The sequence below is a fragment of the Streptomyces sp. NPDC087859 genome, from assembly GCF_044742595.1.
Taxonomy (GTDB): Bacteria; Actinomycetota; Actinomycetes; order Streptomycetales; family Streptomycetaceae; genus Streptomyces; species Streptomyces canus_F.
In genome coordinates this window covers 195,137-215,888 of the sequence record NZ_JBIUUU010000015.1, presented here as the reverse complement: position 1 = coordinate 215,888, position 20,752 = coordinate 195,137, and the positions used below count along the sequence as shown (strand labels likewise).

General features: G+C 71.5%; 21 protein-coding genes. 8 read left to right on the top strand and 13 right to left on the bottom strand.

All coding sequences use genetic code 11. The features are described from left to right. Positions 1 to 20: 20 nt before the first annotated feature. Positions 21 to 1,556, bottom strand: coding sequence for a gamma-aminobutyraldehyde dehydrogenase (locus ACIOHP_RS34190; protein ID WP_267014762.1), 1,536 nt, complete (start codon positions 1,554 to 1,556; stop codon positions 21 to 23). Positions 1,557 to 1,764: 208 nt separating this feature from the next. Between ACIOHP_RS34190 and ACIOHP_RS34185 the strand changes: the two genes are divergently transcribed. After that, positions 1,765 to 2,331, top strand: coding sequence for an NADAR family protein (locus ACIOHP_RS34185; RefSeq protein WP_401893512.1), 567 nt, complete (start codon positions 1,765 to 1,767; stop codon positions 2,329 to 2,331). Between the two features lie 486 nt (positions 2,332 to 2,817). Here ACIOHP_RS34185 and ACIOHP_RS34180 read toward each other — a convergent pair whose 3' ends face one another. Further along, positions 2,818 to 3,414 carry a DUF4190 domain-containing protein gene (locus ACIOHP_RS34180; protein ID WP_401893510.1) on the bottom strand — a complete coding sequence of 199 codons (597 nt, stop codon included), beginning with the start codon at positions 3,412 to 3,414 and terminating at the stop codon, positions 2,818 to 2,820. Positions 3,415 to 4,913: 1,499 nt separating this feature from the next. Between ACIOHP_RS34180 and ACIOHP_RS34175 the strand changes: the two genes are divergently transcribed. Together ACIOHP_RS34175 and ACIOHP_RS34170 are read left to right on the top strand one after the other, a co-directional pair. Further along, entirely contained in the window at positions 4,914 to 5,975 is a 1,062-nt protein-coding gene (locus ACIOHP_RS34175; protein WP_361545862.1) for an adenosine deaminase, read from the top strand. A 41-nt stretch (positions 5,976 to 6,016) separates the two neighbouring features. After that, positions 6,017 to 6,703 carry a glycerophosphodiester phosphodiesterase gene (locus tag ACIOHP_RS34170; RefSeq protein WP_401893509.1) on the top strand — a complete coding sequence of 229 codons (687 nt, stop codon included), beginning with the start codon at positions 6,017 to 6,019 and terminating at the stop codon, positions 6,701 to 6,703. A gap of 8 nt (positions 6,704 to 6,711) precedes the next feature. Here ACIOHP_RS34170 and ACIOHP_RS34165 read toward each other — a convergent pair whose 3' ends face one another. Further along, entirely contained in the window at positions 6,712 to 7,305 is a 594-nt protein-coding gene (locus ACIOHP_RS34165) for an NADPH-dependent F420 reductase (RefSeq protein WP_401893507.1), read from the bottom strand. On the opposite strand from ACIOHP_RS34165, the gene ACIOHP_RS34160 reads away from it, so the two are divergent. Continuing rightward, positions 7,304 to 7,687, top strand: coding sequence for a winged helix-turn-helix transcriptional regulator (locus ACIOHP_RS34160; protein WP_401893505.1), 384 nt, complete (start codon positions 7,304 to 7,306; stop codon positions 7,685 to 7,687). The two genes, ACIOHP_RS34165 and ACIOHP_RS34160, sit on opposite strands and share 2 nt — an antisense overlap. Here ACIOHP_RS34160 and ACIOHP_RS34155 read toward each other — a convergent pair. Further along, a complete protein-coding gene (locus ACIOHP_RS34155; protein ID WP_401893504.1) occupies positions 7,669 to 9,327 on the bottom strand; it encodes an RNA polymerase sigma factor in 1,659 nt (552 codons plus the stop codon). The two genes, ACIOHP_RS34160 and ACIOHP_RS34155, sit on opposite strands and share 19 nt — an antisense overlap. Positions 9,328 to 9,605: 278 nt before the next feature. On the opposite strand from ACIOHP_RS34155, the gene ACIOHP_RS34150 reads away from it, so the two are divergent. Continuing rightward, positions 9,606 to 10,757: a serine hydrolase domain-containing protein gene (locus tag ACIOHP_RS34150; RefSeq protein ID WP_401893502.1), complete on the top strand. Its 1,152-nt coding sequence runs from the start codon at positions 9,606 to 9,608 to the stop codon at positions 10,755 to 10,757. Here ACIOHP_RS34150 and ACIOHP_RS34145 read toward each other — a convergent pair. The 8 genes from ACIOHP_RS34145 to ACIOHP_RS34110 form a co-directional block, all read right to left on the bottom strand. Next, complete coding sequence (locus tag ACIOHP_RS34145; RefSeq protein WP_401893500.1) at positions 10,750 to 11,265, bottom strand: hypothetical protein; 516 nt, start codon at positions 11,263 to 11,265, stop codon at positions 10,750 to 10,752. The two genes, ACIOHP_RS34150 and ACIOHP_RS34145, sit on opposite strands and share 8 nt — an antisense overlap. A gap of 56 nt (positions 11,266 to 11,321) precedes the next feature. Beyond that, positions 11,322 to 11,786: a hypothetical protein gene (locus tag ACIOHP_RS34140; protein WP_401893499.1), complete on the bottom strand. Its 465-nt coding sequence runs from the start codon at positions 11,784 to 11,786 to the stop codon at positions 11,322 to 11,324. Continuing rightward, on the bottom strand, positions 11,770 to 12,261 hold the full coding sequence (locus tag ACIOHP_RS34135; protein WP_046261921.1) for an RNA polymerase sigma factor: 492 nt from the start codon (positions 12,259 to 12,261) through the stop codon (positions 11,770 to 11,772). The genes ACIOHP_RS34140 and ACIOHP_RS34135 overlap by 17 nt, the downstream gene beginning before the upstream one ends. After that, entirely contained in the window at positions 12,258 to 12,869 is a 612-nt protein-coding gene (locus ACIOHP_RS34130) for a class F sortase (RefSeq protein WP_361545838.1), read from the bottom strand. The genes ACIOHP_RS34135 and ACIOHP_RS34130 overlap by 4 nt, the downstream gene beginning before the upstream one ends. Next, a complete protein-coding gene (locus tag ACIOHP_RS34125) occupies positions 12,866 to 13,222 on the bottom strand; it encodes a sortase-dependent protein (protein WP_401893497.1) in 357 nt (118 codons plus the stop codon). The genes ACIOHP_RS34130 and ACIOHP_RS34125 overlap by 4 nt, the downstream gene beginning before the upstream one ends. A 110-nt stretch (positions 13,223 to 13,332) precedes the next feature. After that, positions 13,333 to 14,523 carry a spermidine/putrescine ABC transporter substrate-binding protein gene (locus ACIOHP_RS34120; protein WP_401893495.1) on the bottom strand — a complete coding sequence of 397 codons (1,191 nt, stop codon included), beginning with the start codon at positions 14,521 to 14,523 and terminating at the stop codon, positions 13,333 to 13,335. An 82-nt stretch (positions 14,524 to 14,605) separates the two neighbouring features. Next, positions 14,606 to 15,802: a sensor histidine kinase gene (locus tag ACIOHP_RS34115; RefSeq protein WP_401893493.1), complete on the bottom strand. Its 1,197-nt coding sequence runs from the start codon at positions 15,800 to 15,802 to the stop codon at positions 14,606 to 14,608. Next, complete coding sequence (locus ACIOHP_RS34110; protein WP_401893491.1) at positions 15,802 to 16,455, bottom strand: response regulator transcription factor; 654 nt, start codon at positions 16,453 to 16,455, stop codon at positions 15,802 to 15,804. Before ACIOHP_RS34110 ends, ACIOHP_RS34115 begins: the two co-directional genes overlap by 1 nt. A gap of 119 nt (positions 16,456 to 16,574) precedes the next feature. Between ACIOHP_RS34110 and ACIOHP_RS34105 the strand changes: the two genes are divergently transcribed. Next, complete coding sequence (locus ACIOHP_RS34105) at positions 16,575 to 17,036, top strand: hypothetical protein (protein ID WP_401893490.1); 462 nt, start codon at positions 16,575 to 16,577, stop codon at positions 17,034 to 17,036. Between the two features lie 124 nt (positions 17,037 to 17,160). Here the strand turns inward: ACIOHP_RS34105 and ACIOHP_RS34100 are convergent, their stop codons facing one another. Next, positions 17,161 to 18,600: a gamma-aminobutyraldehyde dehydrogenase gene (locus ACIOHP_RS34100; RefSeq protein ID WP_351683475.1), complete on the bottom strand. Its 1,440-nt coding sequence runs from the start codon at positions 18,598 to 18,600 to the stop codon at positions 17,161 to 17,163. Between the two features lie 170 nt (positions 18,601 to 18,770). Here ACIOHP_RS34100 and ACIOHP_RS34095 point away from each other — a divergent pair, with 170 nt between their 5' ends. Together ACIOHP_RS34095 and ACIOHP_RS34090 are read left to right on the top strand one after the other, a co-directional pair. After that, positions 18,771 to 19,286 carry an Lrp/AsnC family transcriptional regulator gene (locus ACIOHP_RS34095; protein WP_046261928.1) on the top strand — a complete coding sequence of 172 codons (516 nt, stop codon included), beginning with the start codon at positions 18,771 to 18,773 and terminating at the stop codon, positions 19,284 to 19,286. Between the two features lie 19 nt (positions 19,287 to 19,305). Beyond that, the gene (locus tag ACIOHP_RS34090) at positions 19,306 to 20,670 is read left to right on the top strand and encodes an aspartate aminotransferase family protein (RefSeq protein WP_351683478.1); all 1,365 of its coding nucleotides are present in this window, start codon (positions 19,306 to 19,308) and stop codon (positions 20,668 to 20,670) included. The last annotated feature ends 82 nt before the right edge of the window (positions 20,671 to 20,752 follow it).

The window sequence follows — 20,752 nt, the reverse complement described above, 5'->3', positions numbered from 1 at the left end:
GTCGGGCGGCCTGGTTACGGCTATCGGTCCCCGAAGATCGTGCGGTGCCAGTCCTTCCTGACGACCGCCGTGTTATCGAACATGACATGCTTGATCTGGGTGTACTCCTCGAACGAGTACGAGGACATGTCCTTGCCGAAGCCGGACGCCTTGTACCCGCCATGGGGCATCTCGCTGATGATCGGGATGTGGTCGTTGACCCACACACAGCCCGCCTTGATCTCACGGGTGGCGCGGTTCGCCCGGTAGACGTCGCGGCTCCAGGCGGAGGCGGCGAGCCCGTACGGGGTGTCGTTGGCGAGCCGGATCCCCTCGTCGTCGCTGTCGAAGGGCAGCACCACGAGGACGGGTCCGAAGAGCTCGGACTGGACGATCTCGCTGTCCTGGGCGGCGTCCGCGACCAGGGTGGGGCGATAGTACGCGCCGTTCTTGAGATCTCCCTGAGGAGCCTCCCCGCCGGTCACCACGCGCGCGTAGCCACGCGCACGGTCGACGAAGGCGGCGACCCGGTCCCGCTGGACGTGCGAGATGAGCGGGCCGAGATCGGTACCGGGGGCGAAGGGGTCGCCGAGCCGGACCTGAGCCATGAGCTCGGCCGTCCGCTCCACGAACGCCTCGTAGAGCGGACGTTGCACGTACGCGCGCGTGGCGGCCGTGCAGTCCTGGCCGGTGTTGATGAGCGAGCCCGCGACGGCGCCGTTGACGGCGGCGTCCAGGTCGGCGTCGTCGAAGACCACGAAGGGCGCCTTGCCGCCGAGCTCCAGGTGGATGCGCTTGACGGTGGCGGTGGCGATCTCGGCGACCCGCTTGCCGACGGCGGTGGACCCGGTGAAGGAGGTCATGGCGACGTCGGGGTGCCCGACGAGATGCTCGCCCGCTTCCTTCCCGGTCCCGGAGACGATGTTGATGACACCGTCGGGGATCCCGGCGTCGGTGGCGGCCTGCGCGAAGAGCAGCGAGGTCAGCGGGGTGAGCTCGGCGGGCTTGAGCACGATCGTGTTGCCCGCGGCGATCGCCGGGAGGACCTTCCAGGCGGCCATCTGGAGCGGGTAGTTCCAGGGCGCGATGGAGCCGACGACACCGATGGGCTCACGGCGGACGTACGAGGTGTGGTCGCCGGAGTACTCACCGGCCGACTGCCCCTGCAGATGACGGGCCGCGCCCGCGAAGAAGGCGGTGTTGTCGATGGTCCCCGGCACGTCGAACTCACGCGTCAGCTTCAGCGGCTTGCCGCACTGGAGGGACTCGGCGCGGGCGAAGTCCTCGGCGCGGTCGGCGAGCACGGCGGCGAAGCGGTGCAGCGCGTCCGAGCGCTCGCCGGGCGTGGTGGCGGCCCAGGCCGGGAAGGCCTCGCGCGCGGCGGCGACGGCCGCGTCCACGTCGGCGGTGCTCGCCAGCTCGTAGGTGTAGACCTCCTCGCCGGTCGCGGGGTCGACGACCGCGTGCGTCCGTCCTGAGGTGCCCTTGGTGAGGCGGCCCGCGATGTACTGCGCGCCGTCCGCGAAGCGCTCCTGCGCGGGGAATCGGTCCGGGGTGGCGTTGCCCGGGTTGTGCATGTCGCTCTCCTCCGCCGCCGGCCCACGTTCCCGTAGGCGGGGCGTAGCTCCAGCTCGATTTGAGTGCCGATCCTGACAGAGCAAGTGCCGTCCGACAAGGGATTCCGTTGTTGCCTTTTAGTTACGCGACGAAATCTGTCGACCGAGTGTCGAGTCGGCCTGGAAAAGCCAGGACGGAGTGTCAGTGGTGGCTGTCAGACTCGCATGCATGACGAAGATCGATTCTCGGGACACCCTGGTCAGGGCGGTCCGGACGGGGGCGAGGGTCAAGTACCTCCACTTCTGGGGACACCGCCCGCTGCCGGACGGCCGGATCGGGGCGAGCTGTCTGAGCCAGTGGTGGCCGTCACCGTTCGTGGTGGACGGAGTGACGTATGCGACCGCCGAGCACTGGATGATGGCGGGCAAGGCACGGCTGTTCGGCGACGCGGAGGCGGAGCGGCGGGTGCTGGCCGCGGAACATCCATCGGTGGCGAAGAAGGAAGGGCGGCTGGTCCGGGGCTTCGACGAGACGGCCTGGGAGCGCGAGCGCTTCGGGATCGTCGTCGAGGGCAGCATGCACAAGTTCGGCGCGGACGACGGCCTGCGGTCGTTCCTCCTAGGCACCGGAGAGCGGGTGCTGGTGGAGGCCAGTCCGGTGGACCGGGTGTGGGGGATCGGGCTCGCGGCCACGGACGAGGGGGCACTGGATCCGCAGCGGTGGCGGGGGCCGAATCTGCTGGGGTTCGCACTGATGGAGGCCCGGGATCGGTTGCGGGGCGCCGGCGGCGCGTAGGCGGAACGGGTCGGGGGGTGTCTGCGGCCGGTGAGAGCGGTAGGGGCAGGGCTGGTGAGGCCTGCGGGGAATCGACTCGCGGCGGGAGCAGGAGCGCATCCGCAAGGGTTCGCGTCGATCGAGCGCGGGTCGGTTGCGGGTGAGGGCCAGCAGCGCATTAGGCGGACCGGGTTGGACGTCTACGGTCGGCGACATCGGCAGGACTCGTGAGACCTGCCGAGAATCGGCTCGCGGCGGGGGCAGGGGCGCATCCGCGAGGGTTCGCGTCGATCGAGCGCGGGTCGGTTGCAGGCGGGGGCCGACGGCGAATAAGCGGACCGGGCTGGAGTGGGCGCCGGCCCCGGTGCGGTGGCGGGGACCGAATCTGCCGGGGTTCGCGTAAATGGGGGCACGTGTGTCTACGGATCGGTCGCGCCCAGGCTGCGGAGCCGTATGGCGGCACGACCCGACCCCCGTACCCCTTCGGGTTTCAGGTCGCGCTTCTGCCTACGTCACGACCAGCAGTACGACCATGCCGATGCCCAGTGCGATGCCCACGGCTCCGCAGATGATCCCGGCCAGGGCCTGACCGGGGTTGGTGGCCACTCCCCTGCGGGCCTTCGCGCGACCGATCGCACCGAAGATCACGCCGAGAACGCCGAGGACGATCGCCAGCGGCCAGAGGCAGAACACGAGGGCCGAGAGAATGCCGAGCACGAGCCCGGCGGTGCCCATGCCGTTACTGGGCAGGGGCTGCATGCCGGGCCAGCCGTAGTAGCCCTGCGGTGCGGCGCCCGGGTAGCCGTACCCACCGCCCGGATAGCCGTAGGGCACCTGGCCCGGGCCGTCGGGGGCGATGGGCGGCGGCGGGACGTGACTGTCCTGGGCGTAGAGGCCGGGACCGGCCGGGGCTGCGAAGGGGTTGACCGGAGGCCCGGGGTGCGGCGGGACGAAGGGGTTCGCCGAGCCGACCCCCGGCCCGCCCGGCGAAACGAAGGGCTCGGAGGAACCGGACACCAACGTCTCCGGCGGGCCGAACGGGTCGGTCCCACCGCTCGCGGGACCGGACGGCGGGGCGAACGGGTTGGCCGGGCCACCGGCCACAACTCCCGGCGAAGCCGAAGCGTCGGCGGAACCGCTCGCCGGACCCGACGGCGGGCCGAACGGGGTGGCCGGGCCACTCGCAGGCGCTCCCGGCGCCGCGAACGGGTTGGTCGCATCGCTCGCCGGACCGGACGGCGGGGCGAACGGGTTGGCCGGGCCACCGGCCACAACTCCCGGCGAAGCCGAAGCGTCGGCGGAACCGCTCGACGGCGCTCCCGGTGGTGCGAACGCGTTGGTCCCACCGCTCGCCGGACCTGACGGCGGGGCGAAGGGAGTGGCAGGGCTACCTGCCGGTGCACCCGGCGAAGCCGCAGGCTCGGCGGAATCGGACGGCGGGGCGAACGGGTTGGCCGGGGCGCTCACCGGCGCTCCCGGTGGCGCGAAGGGGTTCGCCGGGCCGCCGCCCGGTGTGGCCGGGCCGGGCGGTGCGTACGGGTTTGCCCAGGGCCCCGACGGTGGCGTGCCCTGCGGCCCCGAGGCCGAAGCGTCGGCGCCCGGTGTCGACGTGGTCGGCCGCCGGTCGTGGATGGACGGGGGTGGCCAGGAGTGCGGGTCGTTCGAAGCGAGCGTGGTCCCCGGGCCAACGGCACCCCCGGGTGCGCGCGGCAGCCCGGGAGGCGCGTCACTGGCGGCCCGCTGACCGGCGGGCGAGGAGGACGCGTCGTGGGACGGCGTTGCTGAGGCGTCCCCGGCCGACGCGGAGGAGGGAGTGTCGACGACAGGCGCCGCGTCCTCGGGCATGCCCGGACCGGACCATGAGTCACCGACCGCCGCACGGGACCCCGCGGCCCCGTCCTCTTCCGGCGCCGTCGGCGCGAACGGCACGTCCTCCGCGGAGACCGTCTGCCCAGTCGCCCCGTCACCCGCGGGCGGCGCCCAAGCCCCCCGCTCACCACGCCCCTCCACGTCCCGCTCCCCCGCCGCGCCCGCGCTACCCGCTCCCACCCCGGAAGCCGTCCCCTTGTCCAACCCCACCCGGGGAGCCGTCAGCCTGTCCCGCTCCCCTTCGGAAGCCACCGCCTCGCCCCGCTCCCCCTCGGAAGCCGACGGAGTCGACCCCTGCTCCCCCTCAGAAGCCGCAGCCTCGCCCCGCTGCCCCTCGGAAGCCGACGGAGTCGATCCCCGCGCCCCTTCGGAAGCCACCGCCTCGCCCCGCTCCCCCTCGGAAGCCGACGGAGTCGACCCCCGCGCCCCCTCAGGAGCCACCGCCTCACCCCACTGCCCCCCGGAAGCCGACGGAGTCGACCCCCGCGCCCCCTCAGAAGCCACCGCCTCGCCCCACTGCCCCCCGGAAGCCGACGGAGTCGCCCCCTGCGCCTCGCCTGCCGGCTGTCGCGCCTCGTCGGACATGGTCGGGACCCCCTCTGCCGTATGCCGTCATGCTACGACCAGCGCCCCTTCCCCCGACCGGTCGGCCTACGATGATCCCCGAGTCATCGATCAGCCGATCACCCGCGCCCGCCGCACGCCGGCCGAGGGCGCCGTTCCGGGGAGGAACCTTGACCGAGCACCTCATCGACCCCAGCGTCCCGCGCGACCTGCACGCCTTCATCGCCTCGCTGCCCAAGGCCGAACTGCACGTCCACCACGTAGGCTCCGCCTCCCCCCGGATCGTCTCCGAACTGGCCGCCCGCCACGCCGACTCCAAGGTCCCCACCGACCCCGAGGCCCTGGCCGACTACTTCACCTTCACGGACTTCGCCCACTTCGTCGACGTGTACCTGTCCGTCGTCGACCTGATCCGCACGCCGGAGGACGTACGTCTGCTGACGTACGAGGTGGCGCGCGAACTGGCCCGGCAGCAGGTGCGCTACGCCGAGCTGACCATCACCCCGTTCTCCTCGACCCGCCGCGGTATCGACGAGCGCGCCTTCATGGACGCGATCGAGGACGCCCGCAAGGCGGCGGAGGCCGAGTTCGGAACCGTGCTGCGCTGGTGCTTCGACATCCCTGGCGAGGCGGGGCTGGAGGCCGCCGAGGAGACCGTGCGGCTCGCCACCGACGACCGCCTGCGCCCCGAAGGCCTCGTCTCCTTCGGGCTCGGCGGGCCCGAGATCGGCGTACCGCGGCCGCAGTTCAAGCCGCACTTCGACCGCGCGATCGCGGCCGGCCTGCACTCGGTGCCGCACGCCGGTGAGACGACCGGCCCGGAGACGGTCTGGGACGCGCTGACCCACCTGCGCGCCGAGCGCATCGGACACGGCACCAGCTCGGCGCGGGACGAGAAGCTGCTCGCGCACCTCGCCCAGGAGCGGATCGCCCTGGAGGTGTGCCCGACCTCCAACATCGCCACGCGCGCGGTGCGCCACCTCGACGAGCACCCGATCAAGGAGTTCGTGAAGGCGGGCGTCCTGGTCACCATCAACTCCGACGACCCGCCCATGTTCGGCACCGACCTGAACAACGAGTACGCCGTCGCCGCCCGTCTCCTCGACCTCGACGAGCGCGGCCTGGCCGACCTCGCCAAGAACGCGGTCGAGGCGTCCTTCCTCGACGAGCCCGGCAAGACCCGTGTCAAGGACGAGATCGACGCGTACACCACGGCGTGGCTCGCGCCCTGACCCCACCGCGAACCGGTACCGGCCACCAGCACAATGGGCCCATGCAGAAGCTGACCGCAGTGGCCCATCGCGGCGACCCCTACCGCGTCCGTGAGAACACGCTCGACTCCCTGCGTGCCGCGCTCGAACTGGGCGCGGACGCCGTCGAGATCGACGTACGCCTCACCCGGGACGGGGTCCCCGTGCTGCTGCACGACCACACGCTGAAGCGGCTGTGGGAGCACGACCGGCCGCTCAGGTCCCTGTCGTCGGACGAGGTCCGCGGCCTCACGGACGGCAAGGTGCCGACGCTGGCCGAGGCGCTGGCGGTGGCCGAAGGGGCCCGGCTGATGCTCGACCTGCCGGGCGCCCCGGACGTGAAGGCGGCCCGCCGGATCGTCGACGTCGTACGGGAGAGCGGGGCCGAGGACCGCGTGTACTACTGCGCGGGCGCCACTGCCATGCTCGCCGTACGCGCCGCCGACCCGGCCGCCGAGATCGCCCTGACCTGGACGTCGCTGGCCCCGCCGCGCCCCGCACTGCTGGAGGCGGTCCGCCCGCGCTGGCTGAACTACCGCTTCGGGCTGGTCGACAAGGCCCTCGCCGAACGCGTCCACCGCGACGGCTACCTCGTCTCCGTCTGGACCCCCGACACGGTCCGCTCGATGCGCCGTCTCATCGCGGCGGGCGTCGACTCGATCACCACGAACCGCGTCGACGCCCTCTGCGCCCTGCGCGACGAGGACTGAGCCGCGGACTAGGCCCACGGGCGAGGGGGCGCGATGGCCTGCGCGTCCGCCCCCTCCCCCACCCACAGGCCGATCAGCAGCGCCGCCGTCGCCTCCAGCAGCCCGGCCCGTTGCAGCCCTCCGGCGTTCAGCGGTTCACAGCCGAGGTCGCGCACGAGTCGTCGTACGGCCTGCAGGGCCTCCTCGTCGTCCCCGCACAGCGGCACGGCCAGCGGGCGGCCGTCGAAGACCGGCGGGGTCAGGCGCCAGACGTCCTCGTGGCAGAGGTTGAAGGCCTTGACCACCCGTGAGGCCGGTGCGGCGGCCGCGATCCGTTCGGCGGCCGACGGGCCGCCCGCCGTGAGCAGCCGGAAGCCGGGATGGCCCACCGGGTTGGTGCAGTCGATCAGCACCCGTCCACGCAGCACCTCCTCGAGCCCCGCGACCGCTTCCACCGCCGCCTCGTAGGGCACCGCGAGCAGCACCGCGTCCGTCCCGAACCCGGCCGCTTCCCGCACCCCTCCCTGTGACCGGCTCCCGGCCACCACCTCGTGTCCCGCGCGCCGCCACCGCGTGCCCAGCGCGCCCGCCATTCCGCCCGTACCGAGAATCCCTATACGCATGTCCAGGACTGTAGAAAGCCGCTCGGGCACCATTCGGTACGTGACCTACCTCGCCGACTGCCGCGCCCGCCTCGCCTTCGACCTCCTCTCCCACACCTGGAACGCCGTGGTGCTCTGGGCGCTGCGGGACGGTCCCGTGCGCCACGGGGAGCTCCAGGACCGCATCGGCGGCATCAGCCAGAAGGTGCTCACCGAGACGCTGCGGCGGCTGGAGTTCAACGGGCTGGTCCATCGCCGCGCGTCCGGGGGAACCCGGGCCGCGTACGAACTCACCGGCCTGGGACGGACCTTGCTCGCGCCGATCGACGCCTTCGGCGCCTGGGCCTTCGAGCACGGCGACGAGGTGATGGAGGCGCAGGACCGCTACACGCGGGAGCGCTGAGGCACCCTCGCCGGATCGGCGGGTTTCTCCCGGGTGACGTACTGCGGTACCGGCGCCGTGTCCTTGCCGTCGTCGCGGACCAGGCCGTAGCGGATCGCGCCCTGCGGAGGGCCGTAGTTGACGTCCTTGTCCGCCGCCTCCCAGCTGGAAGGGAAGACGGTCAGGCCGTAGGAGGCGCCGCGTTCGTTCACGGTCAGGTCGACGCTGCCGTCGAGGTAGAAGTACTCGTTCTGCCACATCTGCTGGGCGCCGTTCGGCAGCACCGTGTATCCGGTGTCCGGGCCGCCCATGCCGGTGGTGCCGGGGCCGGTGGCGTCGTCCATGCGGCGGCCGCCACCCGAAGCGACATGGAAGAGCCTGCCCTTGAGACCGGTCCAGGTGGGCATGGTCAGGCCTCCCGACCGGTCCTGCGGGGCGATCTGCCAGCGCACCAGCACGTATCCCCGCCCGTTCAGCGTCACCGTCTCACCACGGTGCTGCATGACCGCCCTCGCGCCCCAGCTGCTGGTGACACCGGACTCGGGCCGGCGTGGCAGGTCCGCGGGCCGCGCGTTCGGGTCGGGAGCCGTGTCGACGGCGTCGACGACCGTGCCGTACAGCTCGGCCTTCCGCTGCGTGACCGAGGGGGACGGGGACAGGGACGGTGTCGCCGACGGCGAGGGGACGGCCGGGGGGCGGGCCGTACTGGCGGCCGTGGGGCTGGAGGCGGCCGCGCGCGGGGGCGGGTCTTCGGGGGTCTGTACGACGACGTAGGCGCCGCCCGCCACCATCGTCACGCCCGCCGTCACCGCGACGAAGGGCTGGGTGAGCGCGGCCATCGCCTTGGCGGACCAGCCCACGGAGGCGGCCCCCGCCGCCGCTGCCGCCGTCTTGCCGCCGAAGGCCAGGGAGAGGGTGAAGCCGACGGGGAGCGGGACGAGGGCGATACCGACGAGCAGGCGTTCCGCCGGTACGACGGCCTCGCGGGTGTCCCCGCAGTAGCCGCAGCCCCGGATGTGCCGGGCCAGCCGCTTGCGCCAGACGGAGTCGGGCCGCCCGTTCCAGCGGCCGGTCAGTTCGCGCAGGTCCGGGCAGGCACCGTCGAGGGCTCGCACGATGCCGCGCGCGTTCTCCACGCGCTCCTTGAGCCGCTGGACGCGCACCGCGGCGTGCTGTCGGCTGATACCGGCGGCGGCCGCCAGCTCGCGCCGGGTCAGCTCGCCCGCGACCTCCAGCCACCACAGCGACAGCAGCTGCCGGTCCTCGTCGTCGAGCCAGCGCACCGCCTCCGCGACCTCGCGCCGCTGCCCCTCCAGCTGGAGCCTGAGGACGGTGAGTTCGGCGAAGTCGGCGGCGTCGCGCGCGGCGGCCTCCTCCAACGGGGCGGGGGCCGTGCGGCGCCGCGCCCGGTCCCGTATCTGGCGCATGGCGATGGCCACCAGCCAGGAACGGAAGCTGTCCGGGTCGCGCAGCGAACCGAGGTTGTCGACGGCCCGCAGCATGGTCTCCTGGACGACGTCGTCGACGTCGGCGTGACCGTTGAGGGCGCGGCCGACGATGTTGTAGACCAGCGGCAGCCAGCCCGCGACCAGGTCGTCCAGCGCCTGCCGGTCACCGGCCTGCGCGGCCGCGATGGTGTCGCGCCATTGCCGCGTGTCCACGTCGTTCCGTCCCTCGGTTCGGTTCTGCACGCACCCTCTCAGGCGGCCCCGGGGTCATGGCTATGCCGGAGATCACAGCGTGGAGACGGAGTGAAGGCTTCCGGGATAACAGTTTTTCGCGCGCCGGCGCCTCCCTTAGGGGCGAGCCCGCACAACCCCCTTACCGGGCAGGGAAGTTGCTCAGGGTTCCGCCAGGGTGCGGTGCCCTCCTCGCCGACGATCCCGGCGGACGCGTACCGGCAGACGATGATCACCACACCGATCGCTTGGAGCATCAGATGCGCACCCGTACGTCTGTCCTCACCCTCTCCCTGACTCTCGCCCTGGCCGTCGGCCCGCTCGCCGCCCCCGCCTTCGCCGCGGCGCCGGCCGCCGTCGCCGAGTGCACCATGAACGCGCCGGACGCCAAGGCCCTGAGCGCCGCGCTCACCGGGCTTCCGAACGCGGACGCGACCGCCGCGCTCGTCCGGGTCGGCGGGTGCGGCGGCAGCTGGCGGGGCAGCGCGGGCGTGCACGATCTGGCGAGCGGCCGGGCGGCGGACCCGGACGCGCGGTTCCGGGCCGGGTCGACGACGAAGGTGGTGACGGCGGCGGCCGTGCTGCGCCTGGCGGCCGAGGGGTGGATCGACCTGGACAGGCCGGTTCAGCGCTATCTGCCCGGTCTGCTCGGCAAGCAGTTCCGGCCGGTCACCGTGCGGCAGCTGCTCGACCACACCAGTGGCATCCCGGCCGGCGACGGCCTCGGCGCCACCTTCGAGGAGGTGTACGCCCACCGCTTCGACACGCTCACCCCGCAGCGGGTCGCCGCGTCGGCGGGCGCGAAGGAGCCGGAGTTCTGCCCGGGGAAGCGGCAGCACTACCTCAACATCAACTACACGTTCCTCGGGCTGCTGATCGAGAAGGTGACCGGGCGGCCGTACGCCTCCGAGGCCACCCGGCTGGTGCTCGCGCCGGCCGGAATGCGGGACACCTATTTCCCGGGTACCGACCCCCGCATACGCGGCCCGCACAACCTCGGCTACCAGAGGGTGGAGCGGGCCGACGGGACCACCGAGTTCCTGGACGTCACGGAGTGGAACCAGGCGGACCGGTTCGCGGCCGGGGACATGATCTCCACGACCGCGGACCTGGAGCGGCTGATCACGGCGCTCTTCCAGGGGCGGATCGTGCCGGAGTCGCGGATGAGGGAGGTGTTCGCGGTCCCGACGGACATCACCGGCGCGAGCTACAGCGCGGGCGGCCTGCAGCGCTTCGAGACCGAGGGGACCGTCTACTGGGTCAAGTCCGGCGGCCGGTACGGCTACAACTCGGCGATCGCCGCCACCGAGGACCTGAGCCGTACCGTCGCCTACTCGGTCAACTCCACCGACGCGAAGAGCACGGACGCGAACCCGGTCGTCACCGGGATCATCATGGCCGCGGTCAAGTAGCGCGCACGGGCCGGACGTTGCCGGACGTGAGCGCCTCCAGCCGCTTGATCTTCCCGCGGACGACGTACAGGGGGATCACCCCGAACACCCCGAACGACATGTCGATCACGCTCCACCAGAACGGAATCCCCCGGATCGGCCCGCAGATCAGCGCGAGCGGAATGATCCCGGCGCAGGCGATCATCCCGAACTCGACGACCCAGATGTTGCGGACGGGGTCGCGGTACGCGCCGTAGAAGGCGACCGCGATGACCAGATGGGCGAAGGCCAGCCAGTCGGTGCCGTAGAGGAGGAAGGGGTAGTCGGTGTCGGCGGTGTCGAGGCCCTGGCGGACCCGCACGATCCAGTCCATCAGGGGGTCGGGGGTGGGCAGGTGCCGCAACAGGTCCTCGGTCCAGCGCAGTTCGTGGACGAGGGGGAAGGCCGTGGCGCCGCTGAGCACGAGACACACGACGAACAGGACCAACCAGGCGCGAATGCCCTTGAGCAGGGCGGCTCTGTCGCTCATGGCAGGAGCGTACGCCGAGAATTGAACATGTTCAAAACATCTTTCGGCGGTCGCTTCTACGGCTGCTCCGTGGGCGGCTGCTCCGTAGGCGTCGGCTCGGCGGTGGCGGTGGGCGCCGTGGACGGCAAGGCCGAGGGGGCGTCGCGACTGACGGGTACCGACGTCGGCGGCGCGGACGGCACGGCCGAAGGCTGTCCCTCCGAAGGCCGCCCGTCCGATGGAGGCAGGCTCGAGGGCGGCGCGGTCGGGGAACCGCTCGCGGGCGGCGGTGCGAGCGGGACCGCCGGGGACGCGGGGGCCTCGGACGCCGACAGCCTGAGCGGCAGCAGGACGGCGGCGGCGAGACCGCAGACCACGGCGGTTCCCGCCGCCGCGCGCAGCAGCTTGCGCCGGGTCGCGCCGCGGCGGATCGCCTCGTAGCGGCCGGCGGGCGGGCCGAGGTGGTCGGCGGGGGGCCGCAGGAGGATGGTGAGCGGGTCGTCGGGGTCGAGGTCCGGGTCGTCGTCAGGGCGCGTGATCAAGGCTTCTCCTCAGATGGGCGCGGAGCAGTTCGCGGGCCGCGTGGAGGTCGGCCTTGACGGTTCCTTCCTTGCGTCCGGTCAGCACGGACACCTCTCGGATCGGCATGTCAGCGTAGTAGTGGAGCAGGATCGGGACGCGCAGTCGCTCGGGGAGGGACTGGACGAGCAGGCGTACGGCGGGATCGGCCTGTTCGTTGTACGGGCTCACCGCGGCCTCGTTGCCGGCCCGGCGCACGGCCCTGCGCTCGCGCTCCAGCTTGCGCCAGTGATCACGGACGAGGTTCGCCGCGGTGACGTAGAGGAACCCGCGCGGTTCCTCCACCGCCGTCCAGCGCGCCCACAGCCGGGTGAAGGCCTCCGAGGCGATCTCGTGGGCCGTCTCGTCGTCGTCGACGAGCCGGCGGCACCAGCCGGCGAGGCGTGGATAGAGGGCGGCGAACAGCTCGGACGCCGCCCTCTCTCGGGACCGTTTCAACGTTCTCCTGCAGAGATGGACGCGGCGAAGACGATCACGTTGTCGCGGTACCCGGCACCGGTCCGGGGTCCGCCGCAGGTGATGAGACGCAACTCGGGCCGGTCGACGTTCCCGTACACGGCCCCGGCAGGGAAGTCGGCCTTGTCGACCGTACGGACCTCGGTGACGGCGAACGCCGCCGTGCCGCCGTTCTCCAGGCGCACCTCGACGCGGTCACCCCGGCGCAGTTCCCCCAGCCGCCGGAAGACCCCGGCCCCGTACGAGCCGACCGTGACATGGCCGAGGAGCACCGAAGGACCGGTCTGCCCCGGCGTCGGCGAGTGCTCGTACCAGCCTGCCTGGTCGTGCGCGGTGACAGGGGGCACCTGCACCGCGCCGTCCGGGGCCAGCCCCAGCCGCATGACGGGGGTGTCGACCCCGATCCCCGGTATCCGCAGCCGCACCGGGACCGAACGTCCTTGTGGAGTGGCCGCCTTGGTGGACGACGGCGTACGGGAGGGGCGCTCCTCTGTCGTGGTCTTCCCGCTCGTGGCCCCCGGGCCGCCGCACCCCGCGAGCAGCGTGGTCAGCGCCGCCGCGGTGAAGGCGCGCCTGGAGAGCGGGCTCATGCGCCGGTCGCCCGCCGACGTCGCATGAGGAGGACGGCCCCGCCGCCCAGGACGACGGCCGAGGCGGCACCCCCGCCGACCAGCACGCCCGAGCCACCGGACCCGGACGAGGCCACGCCGGTGTCGGGTGCCCCGCTGGGCACGACGGAGACCTGGTCCGAGGCCGGCGCCTCGGTCGGAGCGGCAGTCGGTTCGGCGCTGGGGACGGTGGACCCGCTCGGCGCCGCGCTCGGAGCGGTCGTGGCGCTGGGGACGGCGCTTGGGGTCGCGGTCTCGTCGGCGAACGCGGGCACCGCGCCCGCCAGTACGGCGGTGCACGCGAGGACCAGGGCACTGAGGCCGGTTCGGCGCATCAATCGCTCTCTTTCGTCGGTCCGCCCGCGGGGTGCGGGACGGATCGAGCGGAGAGACGAGGCAGCGACCGACGGGGTTGTAAAGAGATGGCAAAGCCGTGGAGGGCGGCCTACAGCCCGACGATGGCGTTCCACCGCTTCGCGAACCCCACCCGCTCCTCCGATGTGATGTCCCGCGCGATCACGAGCCGTTCACGCATCTCGTCGTCGGGGAAGATCAGCGGGTTCTCGGCGAGTTCCGCGGTGTCCTTGTCGTCGGACCCGGCGAGGATCTCCCGGGCCGCCGGGACCGGGCAGACGTAGTTGACCCACGCGGCGAGTTCCGCGGCGACCTCGGGCTCGTAGTAGTAGTCGATCAGCCGCTCGGCATTCGCCTTGTGCAGGGCGCGGTCGGGGATCATCAGGGAGTCCGACCACAGCTCGGCGCCCTCCTCGGGGACGACGAAGCGGATGTCGGGGTTGTCGGCCTGGAGCTGGATGACGTCGCCGGAGTACGCCTGGCAGGCCAGGACGTCGCCGGTGACGAGGTCCTTGGTGTAGTCGTTGCCGGTGAAGCGGCGGATCCGGCCGCTGCGGACGTGCCGCTCGACCTGGTCGCAGACCTCGTCGAAGTCGGCCGCCTCCCACTTCCCGATGTCGACGCCGTTGCCCTGCATGAGCAGCGCGAACGCCTCGTCGAGGCCGGAGAGCAGGGTCACCCGGCCCTTGAGGTCGCTCGCCCAGAGGTCCTTGACACTCCGTATCTCGCGGCCCAGCCTGCGGTGGTCGTACGCGATGCCGGTGATGCCCGACTGCCACGGCACCGTGAAGGTGCGGCCCGGGTCGAAGGCGGGCGACCTCAGCAGCGGGTCCAGGTATTGCGTGACGTTGGGCTGGTCGGCCCGGTCCATCTCCTGGACCCAGCCGAGCCGGACGAACCGGGCGCACATCCAGTCGCTCATGACGATCAGATCGCGGTCGGTCTGCTGGTGGTTCATCAGCGCGGGGCTGATCTTGCCGAAGAACTCGTCGTTGTCGTTGATCTCCTCGACGTAGTCGACGGTGATGCCCGTCCTTTTCCCGAAGGCGTCCAGCGTCGGCCGCTTCGTCGAGTCGTCGTCGTCCGTGTCGATGTAGAGCGGCCAGTTCGCCCAGGCCAGCCGCTTGTCGGTGACGGACCGGTCGGGGACGGCACGGTCGCCGGCGGACACGTACGCGGCGGGCACCCCGCACCCGGCTAGGGCGCCCAGCGCCGCGCCACCGCCGAGCGTGCGCAGCAGGGAGCGGCGGGTGAGCCGGGGTTTCCGCGGTGGGAGGGCCATTCCGGCAGCATGCCGCGCCCACCTGTGGCCGGACAATCGACGCTGCGTCGAGCCGTGGAACAGGGAACGGACACCCTGTCGATCAGCCGCCGGGGAGCACGGGAGCAGACGGCGGGAGTCCGACCTCCACCGCCAGTCCCCCCTGCGGGCGGGTGGTGGCCCGCACCCGGCCACCGTGCGCGGCGACGACGGCCGCGACGATGGACATGCCGAGCCCGAGCCCGTCACGCCTGCGTACCCGTTCCGGTCCGAGGCGCCGGAACGGCTGGAACAGTCCGGCCGCCTGGTCCGCCGGGATCACCGGCCCGCTGTTCTCGATCCGCAGCCCGGGTCGGCCCATGGCGTCCACACCGGTCCACACACTCACCCAACTCCCCTCTTCCTCCGCCAGGTTGTGCCGCACGGCGTTGTCCGTGAGGTTGGCGACCAGTCGCTCGATGAGCTGCGGATCCCCGAGTACGGCCGCGGGCTCCAGCCGCGCCTCGACCCGCACCCCCGCCCCCGCCTCCGCCTGCGCTGCCGGCAACCGCTCCCGCACGATCGCCGCGAGGTCGACGAACTCCTGGCGCTCCAAGCCCCGTTGGCTACGGGCGAGGGTCAACAGGGCGTCGATCATCCGCTCCTGCTCCTCCCCCGCCGCCCGCACCCGAAGCAGCGCCGTCCGCAGCGTCTCGACGGAGGCGCCCGGGTCCGCGAGGGTCACGTCGACGACGGCCTGCTGGAGCGTGAGCGGGGTGCGCAACTCGTGCGAGGCGTTGGCGACGAAGGCCTTCTGCGCCTCGAACGCGCCCTCCAGCCGCGCGAGTACGGCGTCGATGGTGTCCGCCATCGCCTTCAGCTCGTCGTCGGGCCCCGCCACGGCGAGCCGCTCGTGCAGATTGTCGGCGGAGATACGGCGGGTGGCCGCGGTCATGGTGCGCAGGGGGTCCAGGACCCGCCCGGCCATCAGCCGGCCCAGGGCCAGGGAGAAGACGGTCATCACGGCCAGCGCCAGCGCCGACTCGATCAGCAGCTCGTGCAATTGCTCGGAGCGCTGCACCGACAGCCGCTGTTCGACGTACGACGCGACCGTGGGCGGGTCCGGCGTGCTCGGGCCCTCGGCCCGCCCGGTCAGCCGTGGTGGCGAGCCCGCGGTGAGGGACGGCTCGGAGTGGGCGACGAGCACATAGGTGAAGGCCAGCAGCACCGCTCCGGCGACGACGAACAGCGCGCTGTAGAGCAGGGTGAGCCGCCACCGGATGCTGTGCGGGCCGCGTACCCGCCAGGTCGGGAGCCGCATCAGAGCCGGTACCCGGCCCGCTCGACCGTCTCGATCAGCGGCGGCTCGCCCAGCTTCCGCCGCAGCCGGCTCACCGTGACCTTGACGGTCTGGCTGAAGGGGTCCGCGGCCTCGTCCCAGGCGCGTTCGAGCAGCTCCTCCGCGGAGACGACCCCGCCCTGCGCACCCATGAGGAGTTCGAGCACCGCGAACTCCTTTGGACTGAGCGGCAGTTGGCACCCGGACCGGGTGACGGTACGCCGGGCCGGGTCGAGCCGCAGTTCCCCGCGGACCAGGACCGGCGGCAGCGCGGGCTGCGCACGCCGCGCCAAGGCCCGTATCCGGGCGACGAGTTCGGTGAAGGCGAAGGGCTTGGGCAGATAGTCGTCGGCCCCCAGGCCCAGCCCCGACACCCGGTCGGCCACCGTCCCGGACGCCGTCAGCATCAGCACCCGCGCCCGGCTGCCGCCCTCGGCGAGCGTCCGGCAGACCTGGTCCCCGTGCACGCCGGGCAGGTCGCGGTCGAGCACGACGACGTCGTAGCCGTTGACCTGGGCGCGCTCCAGCGCGGTCGGGCCGTCGAAGGCGAGGTCGACCGCCATCCCCTCCCGGCGCAGCCCCGAGGCGACGGTCTCGGCGAGCTCTTCGTGGTCCTCGACCACCAGCACACGCATGCGGTCAGTGTCGCGGGCAGGGGGTTACACGAAGGTAAGGGCGGCCGTTCCCGTGCCGTAACCCCGCCGGCGGTTGGCTGAGGGCCGTGAGCAAGTCCCGGCTCCGACTGGAGGAACACATGTCCGCTCTGTCGCCCCGACCACGGCGGCTCGCCCTCGCCCTGGCCGCGATCACGGCTCTCACCCTCGGCACGGTCAGCGCGTCGACGGCCACCGCCTCCGATTCCACCGACGACCCGCCCCGCGCACGACCGGGCCTCGCGATCGGCTACGAGCCCACCGAGAACGCCCCGGACGACCTCAACGAGGCCAACGACGAGTTCGCCGCGTGCATGCGCGGCGAGGGCCAGACGGCCTTCCCCGACTTCCACGCGGAGAAGGACGAGGACGGAGGCATCCGCCTGCGCGTCCAGATGAAGGCCGAGAAGGACGACATCCTCGGCAAGGCCCACCGCAAGGCGCTCAAGAAGTGCGCCCCGATCCTGAAGGAGGCGGGCCTCACCCTCCCATCGAAGCTCCTGCCGGGCCACCCGGCAGGAGACGAACTCCCCAGGCTCCGCAAGCACATGGAGAAAGCCTGACCACCGAGGAGGGGGAAACGCGGTGGCCCCGAAGGGGAGTTCATCTCCCCCGCGGGGCCACTGCAACCCACCCAGGGGCGCGGGGAACTGCGCGACCAGCCCCCACACACCCGCAGACGAAGTACTACGCGTCCAGGGACGTCATCACGTGCTTGATCCGCGTGTAGTCATCGAACCCGTACCCCGACAGATCCTTGCCGTAGCCGGACTTCTTGAAGCCCCCGTGCGGCATCTCCGCCACCAGCGGAATGTGCGTGTTGATCCACACGCACCCGAAGTCCAGCTTCTTGGACATCCGCATGGCCCGCCCGTGGTCCTTCGTCCACACGGACGAGGCCAGCGCGTAGTCGACCCCGTTGGCCCACTCGACGGCCTGGTCCTCGTCCGTGAAGGACTGAACGGTGATGACGGGCCCGAAGACCTCGTTCTGCACGATCTCGTCGTCCTGCTTGAGCCCGGACACGACGGTCGGCGCGTAGAAGTACCCCTTCTCCCCGACCCGGTGCCCACCGGCCTCGACCTTCGCGTGGGCCGGCAGCCGCTCGACGAACCCGGAGACCTGCTTCAGCTGGTTCGGGTTGTTGAGCGGACCGAACAGCACGTCCTCGTCATCCGGCTGCCCGGTCTTCGTGTCGGCGGCGGCCTTCGCGAGCGCCTGCACGAACTCGTCGTGGATGCCCTCCTGCACGAGCACGCGCGTCGCGGCCGTACAGTCCTGCCCGGCGTTGAAGAAGCCCGCGACGGAGATGTCCTCGACGGCCTTGGCGATGTCGGTGTCGTCGAAGACCACGACCGGCGCCTTGCCGCCCAGCTCCAGGTGGACCCGCTTGAGGTCCTTGGACGCGGACTCGGCGACGGACATGCCCGCGCGCACGGACCCGGTGATGGAGGCCATGGCCGGGGTCGGGTGCTCGACCATGAGCCGCCCGGTGTCACGGTCGCCCGTGACCACGTTGAAGACACCCTTGGGCAGGATCGACCCGATGATCTCGGCGATGAGAACCGTCGAGGCCGGAGTGGTGTCCGACGGCTTCAGCACGACCGTGTTGCCGGCCGCGATCGCCGGCGCGAACTTCCACACGGCCATCATCATCGGGTAGTTCCACGGCGCGACCTGTGCGCAGACGCCGACCGGCTCACGGCGGACGATGGAGGTCATCCCCTCCATGTACTCACCGGCCGAACGGCCCTCGAGCATGCGGGCCGCACCGGCGAAGAACCGGATCTGGTCCACCATCGGCGGGATCTCCTCGGACCGCGTGAGCCCGATCGGCTTGCCGGTGTTCTCCACCTCGGCCGCGATCAGTTCCTCGGCGCGCTCCTCGAACGCGTCCGCGATCTTCAGGAGGGCCTTCTGCCGCTCGGCGGGGGTCGCGTCGCGCCACCCCGGGAACGCGGCGGCGGCCGCGCCCATCGCGGCGTCGACGTCCGCCTGCCCGGACAGCGGCGCGGTCGCGTACGCCTCGCCCGTCGCGGGGTTGACCACCTCGGTGGTCCGTCCGTCGGCGGCGTCCCGGAACTCACCGTCGATGTAGTTGCGCAGACGACGCAGCTCGGTGCTCACTGCCGGCCTCCTGTGTCGGGTCGAACTGTCCATTGGTTGAGACACCCACCCTAATCGCCTCACCCACGTTTTCAACACCCCTGATCGCACCGTGGCTGCGAAATCCGCAGTACTCACTCCCGTAAACAACGAATTTCATTGCTGTGGCCTTGCGAAACCATCGAGACGTCGTGCACAGTGAGGTCGTGGCCAGTCGAAGCGCAGAGCACAGGGACTCCCGCGAGTCCAGGAACGGCACTCCTCATCTGGATGCCGTCTCCCTCGCCATCATCGAACAGCTCCAGGAGGACGGCCGCCGGCCGTACGCCGCCATCGGCAAGGCCGTCGGCCTCTCCGAGGCCGCCGTGCGCCAGCGCGTCCAGAAGCTGCTCGACCAGGGCGTGATGCAGATCGTCGCCGTCACGGACCCGCTCACCGTGGGATTCCGGCGCCAGGCGATGGTCGGTATCCATGTCGAGGGCGATGTCGAGTCCGTGGCCGACGCGCTGACCTCCATGGCCGAGTGCGAGTACGTGGTGATGACCGCGGGCTCCTTCGACCTGATGGTGGAGATCGTCTGCGAGGACGACGACCACCTTCTCGAGGTCATCAACCGACGCATCCGCGCCATCCCCGGCGTGCGCTCCACCGAGAGCTTCGTCTATCTGAAGCTCAAGAAGCAGACCTACATGTGGGGAACCCGATAACCGTGAGGACCCGATAACCGTGAGCTCCAAGGACCTCAGCCAGACCGCGTACGACCACCTGTGGATGCACTTCACCCGCATGTCCTCGTACGAGAACTCCCCGGTCCCCACCATCGTCCGGGGCGAGGGCACCTACATCTACGACGACAAGGGCAAGCGCTACCTCGACGGTCTCGCGGGCCTGTTCGTGGTCCAGGCCGGCCACGGCCGCACCGAACTCGCCGAGACCGCCTTCAAGCAGGCGCAGGAGCTCGCGTTCTTCCCCGTGTGGTCGTACGCCCACCCGAAGGCCGTGGAGCTCGCGGAGCGCCTCGCGCACGAGGCGCCGGGCGACCTCAACAAGGTCTTCTTCACCACCGGTGGCGGCGAGGCGGTCGAGACCGCCTGGAAGCTCGCCAAGCAGTACTTCAAGCTCACCGGCAAGCCCACCAAGTACAAGGTCATCTCCCGCGCGGTCGCCTACCACGGCACCCCGCAGGGCGCCCTGTCCATCACCGGCCTGCCGGCCCTCAAGGCCCCCTTCGAGCCCTTGGTCCCGGGCGCGCACAAGGTCCCGAACACCAACATCTACCGCGCCCCGATCCACGGCGACGACCCCGAGGCCTACGGCCGCTGGGCCGCCGACCAGATCGAGCAGCAGATCCTCTTCGAGGGCGCGGACACGGTCGCCGCGGTCTTCCTGGAGCCGGTGCAGAACGCGGGCGGCTGCTTCCCGCCGCCGCCCGGCTACTTCCAGCGGGTGCGCGAGATCTGCGACCAGTACGACGTGCTGCTCGTCTCGGACGAGACGATCTGTGCCTTCGGCCGCCTCGGTACGACGTTCGCCTGTGACAAGTTCGACTACATCCCGGACATGATCACCTGCGCCAAGGGCATGACCTCGGGCTACTCCCCGATCGGCGCCTGTGTCATCTCCGACCGGCTGGCCGAGCCGTTCTACAAGGGCGACAACACCTTCCTGCACGGCTACACCTTCGGCGGCCACCCGGTCTCCGCGGCGGTCGGCATCGCCAACCTCGACCTGTTCGAGCGCGAGGGTCTCAACCAGCACGTGCTCGACAACGAGGGCGCCTTCCGCGCGACCCTGGAGAAGCTGTACGACCTGCCGATCGTCGGCGACGTCCGCGGCAACGGCTTCTTCTACGGCATCGAGCTCGTCAAGGACAAGACGACCAAGGAGTCCTTCACCGACGAGGAGACCGAGCGCGTCCTGTACGGCTTCCTCTCCAAGGCGCTGTACGACAACGGCCTGTACTGCCGTGCCGACGACCGCGGCGACCCGGTCGTCCAGCTCGCCCCGCCGCTGATCTCCAACCAGGAGACGTTCGACGAGATCGAGCAGATCCTGCGCGCGACGCTGACGGAGGCGTGGACCAAGCTCTGACCTTCGCGCACCGATCTTCCGTCTGGATGATCAACAACGGCCCCGGTGCCGCCCGTTCGAGTGAGAAACGGGCGCCCGGGGC

Coding starts and splice junctions, on each gene's coding strand:
- ACIOHP_RS34145 (WP_401893500.1), bottom strand. CDS start 11,265: ATGAGCGACAGAGCCGCCCTGCTCAAGGGCATTCGCGCCTGGTTGGTC.
- ACIOHP_RS34110 (WP_401893491.1), bottom strand. CDS start 16,455: ATGCGTGTGCTGGTGGTCGAGGACCACGAAGAGCTCGCCGAGACCGTC.
- ACIOHP_RS34190 (WP_267014762.1), bottom strand. CDS start 1,556: ATGCACAACCCGGGCAACGCCACCCCGGACCGATTCCCCGCGCAGGAG.
- ACIOHP_RS34160 (WP_401893505.1), top strand. CDS start 7,304: ATGTCCAGGACTGTAGAAAGCCGCTCGGGCACCATTCGGTACGTGACC.
- ACIOHP_RS34120 (WP_401893495.1), bottom strand. CDS start 14,523: ATGGCCCTCCCACCGCGGAAACCCCGGCTCACCCGCCGCTCCCTGCTG.
- ACIOHP_RS34185 (WP_401893512.1), top strand. CDS start 1,765: ATGACGAAGATCGATTCTCGGGACACCCTGGTCAGGGCGGTCCGGACG.
- ACIOHP_RS34115 (WP_401893493.1), bottom strand. CDS start 15,802: ATGCGGCTCCCGACCTGGCGGGTACGCGGCCCGCACAGCATCCGGTGG.
- ACIOHP_RS34150 (WP_401893502.1), top strand. CDS start 9,606: ATGCGCACCCGTACGTCTGTCCTCACCCTCTCCCTGACTCTCGCCCTG.
- ACIOHP_RS34105 (WP_401893490.1), top strand. CDS start 16,575: ATGTCCGCTCTGTCGCCCCGACCACGGCGGCTCGCCCTCGCCCTGGCC.
- ACIOHP_RS34125 (WP_401893497.1), bottom strand. CDS start 13,222: ATGCGCCGAACCGGCCTCAGTGCCCTGGTCCTCGCGTGCACCGCCGTA.
- ACIOHP_RS34165 (WP_401893507.1), bottom strand. CDS start 7,305: ATGCGTATAGGGATTCTCGGTACGGGCGGAATGGCGGGCGCGCTGGGC.
- ACIOHP_RS34130 (WP_361545838.1), bottom strand. CDS start 12,869: ATGAGCCCGCTCTCCAGGCGCGCCTTCACCGCGGCGGCGCTGACCACG.
- ACIOHP_RS34170 (WP_401893509.1), top strand. CDS start 6,017: ATGCAGAAGCTGACCGCAGTGGCCCATCGCGGCGACCCCTACCGCGTC.